Raw genomic sequence first — 18701 nt, 5'->3', positions numbered from 1 at the left:
AAGGTGCCTGATGGTATCAAAACATGCCTTGCCTTAGACTATTAATCAAGAATGAAAGGACGATAAAATTCATGAAAACAGATGTAAGTTAAAAACATATCTCCATATTGAAGATACATCTCTTATCATCAAGCCTATGTCGCGAAATGCCCAGCGCTCGGCTTTTGTTATCTGGGAATTTGTGGTAAAATAAGAAGATAATGAATGAGTGAGGGCTATTATGCGGTGTCCAAAATGTAACGGGTTGAAATCTAGTGTTATTGACAGTCGTCAGGCAGAAGATGGCAATACCATCCGTCGTCGCAGAGAATGTGAAGAATGCGATCACCGTTTCACAACGTATGAACGTGTGGAAGAAAAAACCTTGGTGGTTGTTAAAAAAGATGGTACTCGGGAACAATTCTCGCGAGATAAGATTTTTAATGGAATAATCCGTTCTGCCCAGAAACGGCCAGTATCCAGTAGTGACATTGATGAAGTGGTTAACCGGATTGAGCAGAAAATCAGGAGTCAGCATGATGGTGAAGTGGAGAGTGATGTGATCGGAAATCTGGTCATGGCAGAGTTAGCGGACCTGGATGAGATTACTTATGTTCGTTTTGCGAGTGTTTATCGAAGCTTCAAAGATGTCGGGGAATTAGAAAACCTGCTCAAAGAAATCATCAAAGGAAATAAGAAAAAAGGATAAGCCATGCGACCAAATGAGACCTTTTTCTACGTCAAAAATCGGCGTACTCATCAGGATATGGAGAGTTTAACACGTTACTATCTTCCTTTGATTGGTCCTTTAGGACTATCCCTTTACGCTTACCTTGTTAGCTTTCAAGATGATGGGGAAAAGGGGCACTTATTTAGCGATATCTTGTCCTATCTTAATGTTGGCATGTCCGATTTTGAAAAGAGTTTAGCGACCCTGACAGCCGTGTATCTCGTGGATTTTTCGCAACTCGAAACGGGTCACTACCGCTTGGTGTTACATTCACCGTTGACGGCTTCCTCCTTCTTTGAGCATCAGGTCCTAGCTAATCTTTTGACTAGAAGACTGGGCGAAACTAAGGTAGAGCGCTTAAAACCAGCTCCTCTAGTTCCAGCCAAATCACTGAATCAGCCCTTATCTTCCATCTTTAGACAGGTCGATTCGGTCTATTTTAAGCCTAAAAAGGCCTTGCCAGAAGATTTTGACTTGGACCATTTTAAGCAGTTGATGGCTCGGGACAATTTACGCTTTGACAAAGAATCTGACGATATTTTGGAACTTTTTCGCTTTTCAGAAAAAACCCAAAAAACGTGGTATGAGACCTATCAGTTGGCTAAGGAAACAGCTGTTGGTCAGGTGATTTCGACGAAGCGGTTGTTCAGCACATTGCAGGCTCAGCCGGTATCCAATCAAGCCTTTTCAGAAGCCGAAAACTCCTTAATCCGATGGGCCAATCGCCGAGATCCTATAGGATTTTTGGCCGATATAAAACAGGCTAGGCAAGCAGTGGTGACAAATTCAGAGCGCCAATTGGTCAAACAATTGACCCAGCTAGGTCTCCTGGATGGTGTGATTAATGTTGCTGTCTTTTATACCTTTCAAAAACTAGATAGTGCCAATCTTAATGAAAAATATGCCCTGAAATTAGCTAATGATCTGTCCTATCAGAAAATAGCCAGCGCAGAGGCGGCGATCATCTACTTGCGGGGGGAACGTTCTAAGAGTGGTGACGCTAAGAATGATCAGGTGAAACCTAAAGCAGCTTCCAGTAATGTACCGGAATGGAGTAAGGAAAGTTATCGAACAGAGGCTACCCCAGAAGAACTAGAGAGATTAGAAGCGCTTAGGCGCAGAATGTTAGGCGATAAGGAGGTGGAATAATGCAAGAAATTTCTAGTCAAATAGCCAATCGGGCTATCAAAGGAACTAAGACTTATGAGGAATTAAAGGCAGAAATCCTTGCCGACCAGGAAGTTCAAGCCTTTATTGCCACACATCGTATGACAGAGGCAGAAATCCTTCGCTCGGTCTCTAAGTTTTTTGAATTTATCAAGGAACGGGATAACTACTTAACCAAGTCAGTAGCCTATATTTTGAAGGGGTATCGCCCTAAGTTAATCATGAATAAGGGTTACGCTGATGTCAGTTACGAAGAGACCGAGGAACTGCTTGAAGCTGTTTCTCAAAAGAGCATTAATCAACGGATCAATTTGGTAAACCTTCCTAAGAGCCTTCGTCAGGTTTCTGCAAGGGACATGGATTTTAGGGATCCCAATCGTGAGGCCATTTACCTCTACTTGGCTGATTTTGTGGATGGATATGGGCAATCTTATCGCTCAGGTCTCTACCTCTATGGTTCTTTTGGCGTTGGGAAAACCTTTGTTATGGCTTATTTGGCTCGCGAACTGTCTGAGAAATGCCAAGTGGCGACTACCTTGCTTCATTTTCCAAGCTTTGCCGTTGATATTAAGAATGCCATTAGTACAGGCAGTGTCAAAGCGATGGTTGATGACATCAAGACTGCTCCTGTCTTGGTCTTAGATGATATTGGAGCGGAGCAATTCAGTGCTTGGATCCGTGACGATGTTTTGCAGGTTATTTTGCAGCACCGTATGCAAGAAGAATTACCGACCTTCTTTACCTCGAACTTTAACTTGGAAGACTTGGAGCGGCATTTTGCCAATGGCAGAGCAGGCGATGAAACTTGGCAGGCCAAACGACTGATGGAGCGGATTAAGTTTTTAAGTACCCCCATGCATCTTAAAGGAGACAATCGCAGATGAACGAAACCATCAAACTTATGAAAAACCATGTATCTGTTCGCTCCTTTCTTGAGGAAAGCATTCCTGATGAAGAGCTGACAGCTATCTTGGAGGCTGGGCAAGCAGCATCTAGCTGGAAAAATTTTCAGTCCTACAGCATGATTAAAATCAGATCAAAAGAACAAAAACAAGCCATTTACGACTTGGAACCACAACCTTGGATACTGACCTGCGATACCTTTGTCATCATGGTAGGAGATCTCCATAGGGCCCAACTAGCGACAGAAGGGCACGGCCAAACGTTCTATCCTCAGGGAGCTGAGAACCTCTTAATCACATCGGTTGATGCGGCTCTTGCTGGCCAAAATATTCTCTTAGCGGCTGAAAGTCTGGGGTATGGTGGGGTGATGATTGGTATGATTCGTCAATCAGCCGATCGTTTGGCAGAACTCTTACAATTGCCTGACCATACTTACCCGATTTTTGGGATTGCTCTAGGTGTGCCTAAGCGTCATAATCCTGTTAAGCCTCGTTTGCCTTTGGCAGCGGTAGCATTTGATGAGGTTTATCAACCGGCAACAGCAGAAGTTATTGCGGATTTCGATCAGGTACAAACAGTCTATGCAGGTGCCCGTCAGACAGAGTTATGGTCTGAGCGAATAGCTCAACAATTTGGCCATCCTGAAAGTCCTGTGACTCAAGAACATTTGATTCGGAAAAAACTTCTCTAAGCGAATCATTCTGTTAACCATTTTTATTGAAAAAATAAAGGAGGCCTCATGGCTTTACCAGTAGTTGCGATTGTTGGACGTCCCAACGTCGGAAAATCAACCTTTTTTAACCGTTTGGCAGGTGAGCGAATTTCCATTGTCGAAGACGTGGAAGGAGTTACGCGTGACCGAATTTATGCCACAGCGGAATGGCTCAACCGTCAATTTTCTATCATTGATACAGGAGGGATTGATGATGTTGATGCTCCCTTTATGGAGCAGATTAAGCACCAAGCGGATATCGCTATGACTGAAGCAGATGTCATTGTTTTTGTTGTGTCTGGCAAAGAGGGGATGACCGATGCAGATGAGTATGTGGCGAGGATTCTTTACAAGACCAATAAGCCTGTCATTCTCGTTGTCAATAAGGTTGATAATCCGGAGATGCGCAATGACATCTATGATTTTTATGCTCTAGGGCTAGGTGATCCTTATCCTGTTTCTTCTGTTCATGGAATGGGGACAGGGGATGTGCTGGATGCTATCGTGGACAATCTCCCTTTACAGACGGAACCTGAAAACCCAGATATTATCAAATTCAGCCTGATTGGGCGCCCAAATGTCGGAAAATCAAGCCTGATTAACGCTATTTTGGGAGAAGAGCGTGTCATCGCCAGTCCTGTGGCGGGAACGACCCGTGATGCTATTGATACCCATTTTACCGATAGTGAGGGTCAAGAGTTTACCATGATTGATACCGCTGGGATGCGCAAGTCTGGAAAAGTCTACGAAAATACGGAGAAATACTCGGTTATGCGGGCCATGCGGGCTATCGACCGTTCCGATGTGGTCTTGATGGTCTTAAATGCCGAAGAAGGCATTCGCGAGTACGACAAGCGGATCGCTGGTTTTGCTCACGAAGCAGGTAAAGGGATCATCATCGTGGTCAACAAGTGGGATACCCTTGAAAAAGATAACCACACTATGAAAAATTGGGAAGAGGATATACGGGACCAGTTCCAGTACTTGTCCTACGCCCCGATCATCTTCGTGTCGGCCTTGACCAAGCAACGCCTCCACAAGTTGCCAGACATGATCAAGACCATCTCTGAAAATCAAAACATGAGGATTCCATCAGCTGTTCTTAACGATGTCATCATGGATGCTATTGCGATTAACCCGACACCGACTGATAAGGGCAAACGCCTCAAGATTTTCTACGCGACCCAAGTGGCGACCAAGCCACCGACCTTTGTTGTCTTTGTCAACGAAGAGGAGTTGATGCACTTCTCTTATATGCGCTTTTTAGAAAACCAAATCCGTAAGGCTTTTGTGTTTGAAGGAACACCGATCCATTTGATTGCAAGAAAGAGAAAATAGGAGTGTCATTGTAAAGATAGTGTTTTTTACAAAGGTAGGCTACGCTCTGGGGAAGAAGGAGGGGCATCTGATGAGACACACGAACGCTTTTTACCAAAACCTCTTGTTTCGTTATCTGATTGGCTATGGAATTTTCCATGTTTTGCTTGCAGTATGTCTTTTATTGTTTGAGAGAGGCTGGGGATTGTTTGCTTATCTCTGGCTCTTTGTTCCCCACTTGCCTATTTTCTTGGTAGGGGCTCTTGTTTCCTTTTTAGGCAAAAAGACCCAGAACCGCTGGGTCTGGTTGGAGGCAACTCTTCTCTTTGTCCTATCTAACGTTTGGTGGGTCTATAGTGGTCTACAGGGGACCTCTTACCGAATTTATTTCTATCCGATAATCGTGACACTGGTCCCCATTTTTGCAACCATTCAGCTAGCGTATGTTGAAAAGTTATCCCCCAAAAATAATGGAAGTGAGAAAGAACTCTGAAGAGTGGAAAGGAATTCTTCCACACTCCTTAGCTTCAAGGTTTAAGCTAAAACGGGTTATGCGTGGATTTTTTCTGCCCTGCTTTTTGTCAGTTTTATTTTTCTTGACAAGCTGGTACAAGCAATGGATACCACTGCTATGTTCCATCTTTACACAGATTGACATTTAATCGAATGCCTAGCCCTCCTAGTGGTTCCACGGCGAACGGAGTGATTTGCTTGTTTAGGGTTCTCATGCTAGATGAAAATCAAAATCTGAATGAGTTCTTGGTGGCCAACGAGTAACTAGTTTGACGCAATGCAGCAACTCCAAAAATCTTTGAAGAGGCTATTATATTCAAATGTAGCATTTAAAGACGTACCAATACAGGCCAATTTGCCTTTTAGCGAATAGGTCTTTTGGATATAGTAAAAACACTCCTTGATTCTCGTTTGCCAGATTCAAGGAGTGTTTTTTGGGTATCTCAATTTAGGAGACACGTTTTGCTTTAATCACCATTTTCAGTTGGCGTTACCTGAGGATTGCTTGTTGGCTCTGTATCCAATTGTTTCCCAAGTTCGATGATGTATCGGCGGAGGTCTTTAGCGACCTGAGGATGGTGAAGACCATACTCAATAGAAGTCTTCATGTAGCCGTATTTGTCGCCGACATCATAACGATTGCCTTCAAACTTGCGGGCGAAGACACGTTGCGTTTTATTGAGGGTATCAATGGCATCGGTTAGCTGGATTTCATTGCCAGCACCTGGCTCTTGATGTTCAAGAATGTTAAAGATTTCAGGAGTCAAAAGATAACGGCCGATAATGGCTAAATCAGATGGCGCTTCTTCAGGTTTTGGTTTTTCCACAAAGGTTTCAACTGAGTAAAGCCCATTTTCCCCTTCACCGATAGGGGCAATAACACCGTAAGCAGAGACTTCTTCATGAGGCACTTCCATAACAGCAATCGTTGAAGCGTGAGTACGGCTGAAATCTTCAATTAATTGCTTGGTCAGAAGTTCCCCTTCTCCGTTGATATTCATCAAATCATCGCCTAGCATGACAACAAATGGTTCATTGCCGACAAAGGCTTTGGCTTGTAAGACCGCATCACCCAGACCACGTGGGTGACTCTGACGGATAAAGTGGAGATTGATGCCAGTTGTCTCGTCTACCAATTTAAGCAAGTCATGCTTGCCTTTTTCTTTGAGGTTGTACTCCAGCTCAAAATTTGAGTCAAAGTGATCTTCGATAGAGCGCTTTGACTTACCGGTCACGACCAAGATGTCTTCGATACCTGACTTCAAGGCTTCTTCAACGATGAATTGGATGGTCGGCTTGTCTACGATGGGCAGCATTTCCTTGGCAAGCGCCTTGGTGGCAGGCAGGAAGCGAGTTCCTAGACCGGCTGCAGGGATAACGGCTTTTCTAACGTTTTTTTCCATATTGAAATCCTTTCAAAGCTACTAGGTTTGGAGGAAAGTTCTGATCTTGGTAGAACTATATTAGTTGTTAAACTAGATACAAGGCTGAGTGAAGTGTTAGACGATGAATTTGTGATTTAACTGACCGAATGGCTAAGTGCGATGCTTCTAGTGTCAATTATAGTTAGACGGTTGGTGTCTTCCAATTGAACTCTCCAATGAGGGCTGATGGAATTAATTTTTTCAGATTAGTGCGGTTGATTTCACTACCATTCGTTTTCATGGCGCAATTGGCCGGTCATAGTAGACAGAATGGCTTCTTTAATATCTTTTCCTTCATAGATGACACTATAGATGGCCTGAGTAATAGGCATATAAACCTCTAGTTCTTGAGCCAATTCGTAGGCTGCCTTGGTGGTGGAAATCCCTTCGATGACCATGCCCATATTGGCCTCAATCTCTTCGAGTTTTTCACCACGACCAAGCGCGTCACCAGCTCGCCAGTTGCGAGAATGGATAGAAGTACCAGTGACGACCAAGTCACCGACTCCAGACAGACCACTATAGGTCAGGGGATTGGCCCCCATTTTAACACCGAGGCGGGTAATTTCAGCTAGGCCACGCGCGATAATGGCAGCCTTGGCATTATCGCCATAACCGAGTCCGTGAAGGGCACCAGCTCCGACAGCAATGATATTTTTAAGAGCGCCAGCTGTTTCAACTCCGATGACATCGGTGTTGGTATAGAGGCGGAAGTAGTGATTGCTAAAGAGACCCTGGACGTATTTAGCAGTTTCTTCATCCTTTGAGGCTGCTGTAATTAGGGTGAGATCTCGGACAATGGTCTCCTCAGCATGGCTAGGTCCTGAGACCACGACAATGTCGCTGCGGAGTGCCGTAGGGATTTCTTCCTCCAAAATGGTGGATAGGCGCTCATGAGTGTTTGGCTCGAGACCTTTTGAAGCGTGCATGACGACGACCTTATGGTCGAGCACATCTGCGACTTGTTTGGCAACTAGGCGCGTGACTTTGGTTGGCACGACGAAGAGCACCGCGTCAACACCTGTTAGGGCTTGTGCCAAGTCGGTATAAGCGACAATTTTCTCGTCTAGCACGATATCTTTAAAATAACGGGTATTGGTATGGTAGGAATTGATTTCATCAATTTGCTCTGGGATATTTCCCCACAAGCGGACTTCGTGACCGTTATCATTGAGCACTTGCGATAGAGCAGTTCCCCATGAGCCCGGTCCTAAGACGGCGATGGTTTGTCTGTCCATACGACCTCCTAAAAAGCTATTTTTTCCATTATATCATAAGTTTAACACTTTTCCTATCTCATATGGTATTCATTCGAAGTCGATGGATGAAACCTTTCTCCTTATCCTTTTAGGCCTTTAGATTAATGTTGAAAAGAAAGCTTTTAAACCAATCATCTCCGTAGCTTTTTCTCCAAAAAATTGGACTCAATAATTTTCTACATGAACAGAAATATAGCCTTGTTTTCTCCGATAATTGAGATCCTTTTTAGGAATTGAATAACGTTTAAGAAGTACAGGGATAGTTTATGAATGGTATTCCAGTTGAAAACAACTCGTTTAACTAGTGCTTCACTTTTGGAGTCTATTGAAACAAGAACAGCAACCATTGTAGTTATCTTTATCTCTAGCCTACCACTTTGAGTGATCTTTTCATCATGACGGTCACTTTCTGAAAGCTATATTTTCTTCAAGCATTTGGCGTAGGTAGCCAGTATTTATTTGAAAAAACAATGAAAATTACAAGAAAGCGAGTTTTTTCTCTTGACAATAGTCCTCATAAGAACTAGAATAGTTTCTATGAAAACTAATGGAGGGTGATATGGGACATCCACTATCAGATATTCGCCTGATTTTACACAAACTAGAGACCATTTGTGAGGAGATGGCGCGAGAAAATGGCATCGAACATTTGGCTGGTCCACAGGGGCATGTGCTCATGTTTCTCGGTCGCAGGGACAAGCAGGAAATTTTCGTCAAAGACATCGAGCAGGAGCTGAAGATTTCCAAGTCTGTAGCTAGTAACCTGGTCAAGCGTATGGTCAAAAATGGCTTTATCGAGATTGTACCGTCGGTGTCTGATCGGCGCTACAAGCAGGTGCTGTTGACCGACTTAGGACGCGAAAAAATCCAGCCTTTGGCCACTTTTCATGAGGAGATGCGGCAGTCAATTTTCAAAGGAATTTCCAGTCAAGACTTTGCGGTCCTTCATCAGGTGCTCCATCAGTTGACAGAAAATATCACCGCTTATACAGGAGGAAAAGATGCTTAAACGCGCTATTTTACGCTACAAATGGTATGCCCTAGGCTCTGTGCTCATGGTGTCCACCGTGGTTATCAGTAGTCTCTTGCAACCTAGCTATTTGCAAGATGTCCTAGAGGCTGTCTTGATGAATGACCAAGAAAAAATCTCAGAAGTCGGTGTTTGGCTTCTAACGATTGCAGGGATTGGGCTCTTAGCAGGGGCTATCAACACGGCTCTGGCGTCTAAAATCGCTCAAGGCGTGTCTGCGGACATTCGCGAGGAAGCCTTTCGTAAGATTCAGAGCTTTTCCTATGCCAACATCGAGACCTTTAACGCAGGAAATTTGGTCGTTCGTCTGACCAATGACATCAACCAAATCCAGAACTTGATGATGATGACTTTCACAGTACTCATGCGGGTGCCTTTACTCTTTATTGGTGCCTTTATCATGGCGGTTAAAACCATGCCTGACCTCTGGTGGATGATCATCGTGATGATTATCTTGATTGGGGCAATCATGGCAGTTGTGATGAGCCAGATGGTTCCTCGCTTTGGGAAATTCCAATCCTTGATGGATACCATTAACCGTATCGCCAAGGAAAATCTGCGTGGGGCTCGGGTGGTCAAATCCTTTGTTCAGGAAAAAAACCAATACACCAAATTCAAAGAAACCTCTAATGAGCTTTTAGGGCTAAACCTCTTCATCGGGTATGGTTTCTCAGTGATGCAACCCTTATTAATGTTTATTTCTTATATGGCGGTCTTTGCGTCTATTTATCTGGTATCGGGGATGGTAGAGACCGAGCCTGAAGCAGTCGGTGGAATTGCTTCTTTCATGAGTTATCTCATGCAAATCATGTTCTCCATCATTATGGTGAGCTTTATGGGCATGCAGGCTAGTCGGGCAGCTATTTCTATCAAGCGGATTGGCGAGGTACTCGATACAGAGCCTGCTATGAGTTTTGTGGAAGGGGCAGACGAAGACTTGACAGGGAGCATCGTCTTTGACAAGGTGAGCTTTACCTACCCGCATGATACCGAGCCCATGCTCAAGGATATTTCCTTTACCATTGAAGCAGGGCAAATGGTCGGGGTGGTTGGAGCGACTGGAGCTGGTAAGTCTACTCTAGCTCAGATGATTCCACGTCTTTTTGACCCGCAGGAGGGGACAATCTTCATCGGCGGTAAGGACATCAAGACGCTTAGCCCAAATACTCTGAGAGAGACGGTGTCGATTGTTCTGCAAAAGGCGATTCTCTTCTCAGGCACTATCGCGGACAACCTGCGGCAAGGGAAATCTGGTGCCGATCTGGACGCCCTGAACCGTGCGGCTAGCATTGCCCAAGCCAAGGAATTTATCGACCGTATGGATGACCGCTATGAAAGCCAAGTCGAAGAGCGGGGCAACAACTTCTCAGGCGGGCAAAAGCAGCGCATGTCCATCGCTCGTGGGGTGATCGGTCAGCCGAAAATCTTGGTCTTGGATGACTCGACATCAGCTCTTGACGCCAAGTCTGAAAAGCTGGTACAGGAAGCCCTTAACCATGACCTCAAAGGCACGACCACAGTCATCATCGCCCAGAAGATTTCTTCTGTGGTTCGCGCGGACAAGATTTTGGTGCTGGATGAGGGGCGCTTGATTGGTCAAGGAACCCACGCTGAATTGGTGCAATCAAATGCGGTTTACCGTGAGATCTACGAGACGCAGAAAGGACAGGAGGACTAAGATGAAGACAGCACGTTTTTTCTGGTTTTATTTCAAACGCTATAAACTTTCCTTTGCAGTGATTTTTGCGGCAGTGGTGCTGGCGACCTACTTGCAGGTCAAAACGCCTGTCCTTATCGGTGAGGCGCTAGGCGCTCTGGGGGAGTTGGCGCAGCAATACATGGTCGCTAAGCAGACAGGTGTTGCTAATTTTAGTCCCGATATGGGAACCTTTAACGGGGTCATGGGCCGGCTCTTTCAAGCCTATCTCTTCACCGTTGTGGCCAACTTGGTCTACAGCCTGCTCTTTACCCGCATCGTGGCGCATTCGACCAACCGTATGCGCAAGGGTCTGTTTGGCAAGTTAGAACGCTTGACCATTCAATTTTTCGATACCCATAAGGATGGGGACATTCTATCTCGCTTTACCAGTGATTTGGACAATATCCAGAATGCCTTTAACCAGTCCTTGACCCAAGTGGTGTCCAACGCTGCTCTCTATGTGGGGATGGTCTGGATGATGTTCCGCCAAGATACACGTTTGGCTTGGTTGACGGTGGCGTCAACGCCTGTGGCTCTGCTCTTTCTGGTTGTCATCATTCGCCTAGCCCGCAAGTACAGTAATCTCCAGCAGGCGGCTGTCAGCAAGCTCAATGCCTATATGGACGAGAAGATTTCAGGGCAAAAGGCCATCATCGTCCAAGGCATTCAGCAAGAGACCATCGACGGCTTCTTGACCTTGAATGAAGAGGTGCGTCGCACCACCTTCAAAGGCCGTCTTTTTGGTGGTTTGCTCTTTCCTGTCATGAATGGCATGAGCTTGGTCAATACGGCGATCGTGATTTTCATCGGCTCTTCGATGGTCTTGGACGATACGAGCTTGACCACGGCAGCAGCGCTGGGCTTGGTGGTGACCTTTGTCCAGTATTCGCAGCAGTACTACCAGCCTATGATGCAGATTGCTTCTAGCTGGGCGGAGTTGCAGCTGGCCTTTACAGGAGCTCATCGGATTCAGGAGATGTTTGACCAAGAAGAGGAAGTCCGTCCTGATAAAGCGCCGCTATTTACCGAATTGAGCCAAGGTGTCGAGATCGATAACATCAACTTTGGCTATGTGCCAGACAAGCCTGTCCTCAAAGGGGTGTCTATCTCTGCGCCTAAGGGCAAGATGGTAGCGGTCGTTGGACCGACAGGCTCTGGCAAGACCACCATCATGAACCTCATGAACCGTTTCTATGATGTGGACAGCGGCAGCATTCGCTTTGATGGGCGTGATATCCGAGACTATGATTTGGATAGCCTCCGCAGCAAGGTCGGTATCGTCTTGCAGGAGTCGGTGCTCTTCTCAGGCACCATCGCAGACAATATCCGCTTTGGGGCAGAAGGTGTCAGTCAGGAGATGGTGGAGACCGCTGCGCGTGCCACCCATATCCATGACTTTATCATGAGCCTGCCAGATGGTTATGAGACTTACGTGACCGATGATGAAAATGTCTTCTCGACAGGTCAGAAGCAGCTGATTTCTATCGCACGGACCCTCTTGACCGATCCGCAGGTGCTCATCCTTGATGAAGCAACCTCAAACGTCGATACGGTGACTGAGAGCAAGATTCAGCAGGCCATGGAGGCAGTGGTAGCGGGGCGGACCAGCTTTGTCATCGCCCACCGTCTCAAGACCATCTTGAAAGCAGACGAAATCATCGTCCTCAAGGACGGTGAGGTGCTGGAGCGGGGTAACCACCGTGAGCTCCTCAGACAAAATGGCTTTTATGCCGAACTCTACCACAACCAGTTTGTGTTTGAATAAAGAGCCTGGGACTATTGTCCCAGGCTCTTGTTCTTGTCACCAACCAACTTAACTATGATATAATAAGGTTATGGTGACAAAAGAAGAGATTATCGCCCAACGTTTTTGGAACCAAGGGCTTGTTGAGCAATATAAAGATCTTACTAAACTGCTTGGAGATTCACTGGGCATTCAATCCCAATACCTGAACCATGGTCTTTTTAATATTTTTACACGACTGGAATCCTCGAAGCCCTTTGAGAGCATACAGGGAGATGTTATTTTAGCTTGGGGACAACGGCAGACCTACCATTTTTATGACCATGATGCTTGGCTTACCATGACGGCTTATCTTGCTGATACTCCACGGTGGCCGGATGCTTATTTTGCTGAGAAAGGGATTGACGGGGAAGCAGAGAGTGATCGCTTACGTCAGCTGGTTTCGGAACATCCTTCACGTAACCAACTTCCAAACTATTATGGTGATTCCTGGGCAGATTTGTTTCGTTGGTCTGCTCTCTTTATCTATAATTCCAAACGAGGGCGTCTCTACCAAAAGTGGCTACCAGATGACCGTCTTATTGTTTGGGAGGACAATAATTATCATATCCAGACAAACATGTCTAGAGACCTAGTAATCTCCTACTTTTCCTTCTACGAACCTGCTACTGTAGCAGATGCTGCTCATTTCTTTGGAGTTAAACAGTCCAAAATTACTGAAACAGATTTAGCGCAGCTAAAACTACTAACTTTTGAAGGTCGTCGCTACTATTTTAAAACATGGAAAGAGGATATTACCATACCTGACGTTTTGGTTTTGGGAAAATTTGATCCCTTATTGGTCTCTTATAAGTATAAGGATTTGTTGATTGATCCTGTAGATCAATCCAGCGTCTGGAAGAAGGCTGGGCAGATTTCGGCACTGATTCTTATCAAGGGTCAGCTTAAAGCGACGTGGGTATTTCAGATAAGAGGGGATACGATTTCCTTTAAAGTTCAAGGCAAGCAAAGAATAACCCAGAAGCATCAAGCGGCCATCAGGCGACAGTTTAAGAAGTATGCTGAATGGATGAAAAAATCTGTCTCCTCAATCACATTTAGTTTCGATGACTAGCCGATATTTCCGAATAATATAGTATAATAGAACAAGAAAACCAAGGAGACTCATCATGAAAATCAGAGGCTTTGAACTCGTATCAACCTATACTGACGAAAATCTTTTACCAAAACGAGAAACTGCCCATGCGGCAGGTTATGACCTAAAAGCTGCAGAAACGACCGTTATTGAGGCAGGGGAAATTGTATTGGTCCCTACAGGGGTCAAAGCCTACATGCAGGCAGACGAGGTGCTTTATCTCTATGATCGCTCGTCCAATCCACGCAAGAAAGGCTTGGTCCTGATCAATTCGGTCGGGGTCATCGATGGCGATTACTACGGCAATCCAGCGAATGAAGGCCATATCTACGCCCAGATGAAAAATATTACCGATGAGGCAGTGACTGTTGAAGCAGGCGAGCGCATTGTTCAAGCGGTTTTTGCGCCCTTTTTACTAGCAGACGGTGATGTGGCGACAGGTGAGCGCACTGGTGGCTTTGGAAGCACAGGGGATTAACTCTGGTATGGAGATTTTATTTATCCGTCACAGCGAGCCGGATTATAGTATGCTTGACAAGGCTTCCCATCCAGAGGCTTACGCTGGTTTTGGGCGCGATTTAGCCCCCTTAACGGTAAGAGGACGCACCTTGGCACAGCAAGCAGCCCAAAGCACCTTACTAGACGATGTTGATGCTGTGATTTCGTCTTCCATCACGCGAGCCCTTGAGACAGCGACCTATCTGGTTCGAAATCGCCAACTGGAGCTATTGGTCGAGCCCTTCTTTCATGAATGGCGCCCAGACCTAGAAGGCCTCAATTATACGGAAGTTGAGCTGGATCTAGCCTACCGGCTGTTTATGGAAAATAGTGGAGCTTTGATCGAAAATAGCCCTGTCCGATACGAGACGGCTCATGCTGTCAAGACCCGTTTTCTAAAGGCATTGCAAAAATATAAGGCCTATGACAAGGTCGCTATCGTGTCACATGGCATGTTGATTCGCCAATTTGTCCCAATGGACACCATCGACTATTGCCAAATGATTCCCTACACCATTGACCTAGAATCTATAGAAATCGAGGACGAACGCCATCGCTAAGAAAAAAACAACCTTTGTCTGCCAAAATTGCGACTACCATTCGCCCAAGTATTTGGGACGCTGTCCCAATTGTGGGGCTTGGTCTTCCTTTGTCGAAGAAGTCGAAGTGGCAGAAGTTAAAAACGCCCGCGTCAGCCTAACAGGCGAGCAGGCCAAACCCGTCAAGCTCAACGAAGTCCAATCCAGCTCTGTGGCTAGAACCCAAACCGATATGGAAGAGTTTAACCGCGTGCTTGGTGGAGGCGTAGTGCCAGGTAGCCTGGTCCTTATCGGGGGAGATCCGGGGATTGGGAAGTCGACCTTGCTTCTTCAGGTATCGACCCAGCTGGCTAATCTTGGGACGGTCCTTTATGTCAGCGGGGAGGAATCTGCAGAGCAAATCAAGCTACGGGCAGAACGCCTTGGTGACATCAACAATGAATTTTACCTCTTTGCTGAGACCAACATGCAGCGGATTCGAGCTGAAATTGAAAAATTGCAGCCAGATTTCCTAATTGTGGATTCCATCCAGACCGTTATGTCCCCAGATATCACCAGCGTCCAAGGCTCTGTCAGCCAGGTCCGCGAGGTGACGGGCGAGCTCATGCAGCTGGCAAAAACCAACAACATGGCCACCTTTATCGTTGGCCATGTGACCAAGGAAGGAACCTTAGCTGGACCACGCATGCTTGAGCACATGGTTGATACCGTGCTCTACTTTGAAGGGGAGCGCCAGCATACCTTCCGTATCTTACGGGCAGTCAAGAACCGTTTTGGCTCAACCAATGAAATTGGGATTTTTGAAATGCAGTCCCAAGGATTAGTTGAGGTCCTCAACCCGAGTCAAGTCTTCTTGGAAGAACGATTGGATGGGGCGACGGGTTCTGCTATTGTGGTAACCATGGAAGGAACGAGGCCGATATTAGCAGAAGTGCAGGCCCTGGTGACACCGACTGTTTTTGGAAATGCCAAGCGGACGACAACAGGTCTTGATTTCAATCGAGCTAGTCTGATTATGGCGGTCTTGGAAAAACGGGCGGGCTTACTCCTGCAAAACCAAGATGCTTATCTCAAATCAGCAGGTGGGGTGAAGCTGGATGAGCCAGCCATTGATTTGGCTGTCGCGGTGGCCATTGCATCGAGCTATAAGGACAAGCCGACCAATCCTCAAGAAGCCTTTATCGGTGAAATCGGTTTGACAGGAGAAATACGCCGAGTCAACCGCATCGAGCAACGAATCAACGAGGCCACAAAGCTAGGCTTCACCAAGATTTATGCTCCGAAGAATTCCCTAACAGGTCTCAAAGTTCCGAAAGGCATTGAAGTCGTTGGGGTTATGACTTTGGGAGAAGTCCTTAAAAAGGTATTTGGTTAAACGAAGACGCCAGCCTTAGACTAGCGTTTTAGGATCTTCTCAAATAACCATTTACTGAACAGACCTTTGGTATGGAAGAATTGTAGAATAGATCGCAAACAAAGTTGAAAATTAAGAAGGTGTGCTTTCGTTTTTCAACCATCAGCGGGGCTATTAAAAAATTGAACATTAATCATCGGTGGTGATTCATTCTTTATTGGAACAAACCTGATTGAAAAAAATAACATCCTCTGAAGATTTTCAGAGGATGTTTGCGATTAGTCAACGTAGACGTCAGATTTTTTATTGAGCCATGAATATAGTAAGCCGATAATCAAACCTCCTCCGACGTAATTTCCAAGACCGGAGAAGAAGAAGTTGGAAAGAACATTCCACAAGGTCATGCCTTCAACAGGACCTCCATTAGCAAAGAAGGCAAGTGGGAAGGACACAAAATTAGCGATAACGTGCTCAAATCCTAGGAAGGCAAAGATGAAAATGATAAAGATCATGGCAAATACTTTGCCCGCATCATCCTTCATGCGAAGAGTGACAAATAAAGAAGTATTAACGACAATATTGGCAAAAATCCCTTCGACAAATTGTGTAAGTGGTGTTTTAGCCAATTTGGTAGCAACCGCTTCAAACAGGTAGTGATCAGCTGGTAGGTGACTATAGGCAGTTGTTAAGGACAAGAGGTAAGAAAAAAGAAGCGCCCCAACCAGGTTAAAAAAGATACAAGTTGCTAAAATTTTTCCTGCGGTCAAAAAACGTAATTTTCCATTGTAGACAGCGCTAGTCATATACATCATATTGGAAGTACCGAGCTCTGCGTTCATGTAAACGATCATAACCAAGGACCAACTAAACATAAAGGCATAGAAAAATTTCCCTGAGTGTGGGATAATGTCGTTAGCATAGCCAGCAATGTAAAACGCGATTCCTGTCCCAAGCGCTAAAAACAGGGTTGCCAGCATGGCGCGTACAGCGTATTTGAGAAAGCTGTGCCGAGATAGAGCGTCCTTTTTTTCAATAGACTTAGCTAGACTGCCAATCAGCTCGGAATTGGTTGCTGAATGGGAATGACTACTTGGTGTTGGTACGGGCATAATACTCTCCTTAGTTTTAATCCATAGATGATTATACCACGTTTTTCGAAAATTTCTAGCGGAAGCTTGAATTTTTCTTGTATTTTAAAACATTTTCCTTAAGTTTGGTAAATTGTTTCAGAAATGCCTCTGCTATTTTCAGGAACTTTTGAAAAATGGTTACAGTTTTAAAAATCTCCTATAGTCTTAAAAATGTAAGATAAGTTCATGGAGAAATCGTCCTCCAGTAGATGGTGGCAGTCTTAAAATTATAGCCGATTGGGATGGGATTTTGGGACAATTGAAAAAAATAGGAAATGCTCATCGGAAAGGTAACACCTGAGAAGTGTTTTGAACAAATGGATGCAAGATAAAGGTGATATTTCAATTCTTCATGCTTGTGCCACGAGAAATGATGGCTAGGCTTCCTATCTACCGAGAAAAATGGTATCATAAGAGCATGAATAATTTAGCTATTGCATTTATGTTGACCCTGATTGCAGGGCTCAGCACAGGGATTGGCAGTTTGATTGCCTTTTTAGCCAAGTCAACCAATACAAAATTTTTAGCGATGAGTCTAGGGTTTTCGGCTGGTGTGATGATTTACGTTTCTTTTGTAGAATTATTTCAGGAAAGCCTTCATCTCTTAACGGGAGAACTGGGGGAGTCTCTTGGCAACTGGCTAACGGCTTTGGCCTTCTTTGCAGGTATCGGTTTGATTGCCTTGATTGACCGAGTTATCCCGACTTCAAAAAATCCTCATGAAGTGCGTTTGGTAGAAGCAGAGTCTCGAGACAAGAAAGCCAAGGGAGAATTGATGCGGATGGGGTTGATTACGGCTTTCGCTTTGGCCTTGCACAATTTCCCAGAAGGGCTAGCCACGTTTGTTTCAGCTCTTCAGTCCCCTAGAGTTGCTATTCCTATTGTATTTGCGATTGCCATTCACAATATTCCAGAAGGGATTGCGGTTGCTGTACCGATCTATCAGGCGACTGGTTCGCGCAAAAAAGCTTTTGCTTATTCCTTTTTCTCTGGTTTAGCTGAGCCAATTGGCGCTTTAGTTGGCTGGTTTTTACTCATGCCTTTTATGAATGATGTAGTTTATGGTCTTATCTTTGCGGCAGTTGCGGGGATTATGGTTTTCATTTCACTAGATGAATTGCTTCCTGCAGCGGAAAAATATGGTGAACACCATTTAGCTATCTATGGGCTGATTGCAGGCATGGCTATTATGGCCATTAGTTTGATGTTGTTTATTTGAAAATGGTGGTCGTCAAGATTCTCAAGGCAATCTCTAAAAGGAAGGCTTACCCTTGAAGGCAATATTTAAACTTGTCAAAAAAACAAAAACCAGCCAACTTGGACTGGTTTTTGTTATAGGGAGAATATGAAAAATTTTAGGATAAGTAAAGTATAACAGTCCTTGCTTAAAGAAATCTTAAAGTTCCTTAAGATTCTTTAATTGTTTGTAATCGCTCTTGTTTAGAAAGTTCTAAAATGAAGTTAGCCAGTTGAGAGTATGCAAAAACATCTCAGAGAGATATAATGTAGTTCACCACAAACACATTAAAAGGAACTCTGAGATGCAAAACCATTATACTACAAAAGGC

General features: G+C 45.0%; 17 protein-coding genes. 14 read left to right on the top strand and 3 right to left on the bottom strand.

The features are described from left to right. Nucleotides 1–220: 220 nt before the first annotated feature. The 6 genes from nrdR to HF992_RS09335 all read left to right on the top strand — a co-directional run bounded on the left by nrdR (nt 221) and on the right by HF992_RS09335 (nt 5301). On the top strand, nt 221–688 hold the full coding sequence (gene nrdR / locus HF992_RS09360) for a transcriptional regulator NrdR (protein ID WP_168549769.1): 468 nt from the start codon (nt 221–223) through the stop codon (nt 686–688). A 3-nt stretch (nt 689–691) separates the two neighbouring features. Then, nucleotides 692–1858 carry a replication initiation and membrane attachment family protein gene (locus tag HF992_RS09355; protein ID WP_168549768.1) on the top strand — a complete coding sequence of 389 codons (1167 nt, stop codon included), beginning with the start codon at nt 692–694 and terminating at the stop codon, nt 1856–1858. Further along, a complete protein-coding gene (gene dnaI / locus HF992_RS09350; protein WP_168549767.1) occupies nt 1858–2760 on the top strand; it encodes a primosomal protein DnaI in 903 nt (300 codons plus the stop codon). Before HF992_RS09355 ends, dnaI begins: the two co-directional genes overlap by 1 nt. After that, entirely contained in the window at nt 2757–3470 is a 714-nt protein-coding gene (locus HF992_RS09345) for a nitroreductase family protein (protein ID WP_168549766.1), read from the top strand. The genes dnaI and HF992_RS09345 overlap by 4 nt, the downstream gene beginning before the upstream one ends. A gap of 48 nt (nt 3471–3518) precedes the next feature. Then, nucleotides 3519–4829 (top strand): ribosome biogenesis GTPase Der, encoded by a 1311-nt coding sequence (gene der, locus HF992_RS09340; RefSeq protein WP_168549765.1) that lies wholly within the window; start codon nt 3519–3521, stop codon nt 4827–4829. Nucleotides 4830–4899: 70 nt separating this feature from the next. Further along, complete coding sequence (locus HF992_RS09335; RefSeq protein WP_168549764.1) at nt 4900–5301, top strand: hypothetical protein; 402 nt, start codon at nt 4900–4902, stop codon at nt 5299–5301. A gap of 487 nt (nt 5302–5788) precedes the next feature. Here the strand turns inward: HF992_RS09335 and galU are convergent, their stop codons facing one another. Then, nucleotides 5789–6724, bottom strand: a complete 936-nt coding sequence (gene galU / locus HF992_RS09330; protein WP_168549763.1) for a UTP--glucose-1-phosphate uridylyltransferase GalU — start codon at nt 6722–6724, stop codon at nt 5789–5791. A gap of 245 nt (nt 6725–6969) precedes the next feature. After that, nucleotides 6970–7983, bottom strand: a complete 1014-nt coding sequence (locus tag HF992_RS09325) for an NAD(P)H-dependent glycerol-3-phosphate dehydrogenase (RefSeq protein WP_168549762.1) — start codon at nt 7981–7983, stop codon at nt 6970–6972. A gap of 580 nt (nt 7984–8563) precedes the next feature. Here HF992_RS09325 and HF992_RS09320 point away from each other — a divergent pair. From HF992_RS09320 to radA, 7 genes are all read left to right on the top strand, one after another. Then, on the top strand, nt 8564–9013 hold the full coding sequence (locus tag HF992_RS09320; RefSeq protein WP_168549761.1) for a MarR family winged helix-turn-helix transcriptional regulator: 450 nt from the start codon (nt 8564–8566) through the stop codon (nt 9011–9013). After that, nucleotides 9006–10712 (top strand): ABC transporter ATP-binding protein, encoded by a 1707-nt coding sequence (locus HF992_RS09315; protein WP_168549760.1) that lies wholly within the window; start codon nt 9006–9008, stop codon nt 10710–10712. Before HF992_RS09320 ends, HF992_RS09315 begins: the two co-directional genes overlap by 8 nt. Nucleotide 10713: 1 nt before the next feature. Then, nucleotides 10714–12498 (top strand): ABC transporter ATP-binding protein, encoded by a 1785-nt coding sequence (locus HF992_RS09310; protein WP_168549759.1) that lies wholly within the window; start codon nt 10714–10716, stop codon nt 12496–12498. A 70-nt stretch (nt 12499–12568) separates the two neighbouring features. Beyond that, the gene (locus HF992_RS09305; protein ID WP_168549758.1) at nt 12569–13591 is read left to right on the top strand and encodes a DNA glycosylase AlkZ-like family protein; all 1023 of its coding nucleotides are present in this window, start codon (nt 12569–12571) and stop codon (nt 13589–13591) included. A 55-nt stretch (nt 13592–13646) separates the two neighbouring features. After that, nucleotides 13647–14090, top strand: coding sequence for a dUTP diphosphatase (locus HF992_RS09300; RefSeq protein ID WP_168549757.1), 444 nt, complete (start codon nt 13647–13649; stop codon nt 14088–14090). A 7-nt stretch (nt 14091–14097) separates the two neighbouring features. Then, nucleotides 14098–14670: a histidine phosphatase family protein gene (locus HF992_RS09295; protein ID WP_168549794.1), complete on the top strand. Its 573-nt coding sequence runs from the start codon at nt 14098–14100 to the stop codon at nt 14668–14670. Then, on the top strand, nt 14663–16024 hold the full coding sequence (gene radA / locus HF992_RS09290; protein WP_168549793.1) for a DNA repair protein RadA: 1362 nt from the start codon (nt 14663–14665) through the stop codon (nt 16022–16024). The genes HF992_RS09295 and radA overlap by 8 nt, the downstream gene beginning before the upstream one ends. A 257-nt stretch (nt 16025–16281) precedes the next feature. On the opposite strand, the gene HF992_RS09285 is transcribed toward radA, so the two are convergent. Beyond that, complete coding sequence (locus HF992_RS09285; RefSeq protein ID WP_168549756.1) at nt 16282–17112, bottom strand: formate/nitrite transporter family protein; 831 nt, start codon at nt 17110–17112, stop codon at nt 16282–16284. A gap of 439 nt (nt 17113–17551) precedes the next feature. Between HF992_RS09285 and zupT the strand changes: the two genes are divergently transcribed. Next, nucleotides 17552–18352, top strand: a complete 801-nt coding sequence (gene zupT, locus HF992_RS09280) for a zinc transporter ZupT (RefSeq protein WP_168549792.1) — start codon at nt 17552–17554, stop codon at nt 18350–18352. Nucleotides 18353–18701 lie beyond the last annotated feature (349 nt).

This window comes from Streptococcus ovuberis (assembly GCF_012396585.1).
Lineage (GTDB): Bacteria > Bacillota > Bacilli > Lactobacillales > Streptococcaceae > Streptococcus > Streptococcus ovuberis.
Note: the sequence above shows the minus strand (reverse complement) of the source record. Positions and strands in the feature narration are given on the sequence as shown.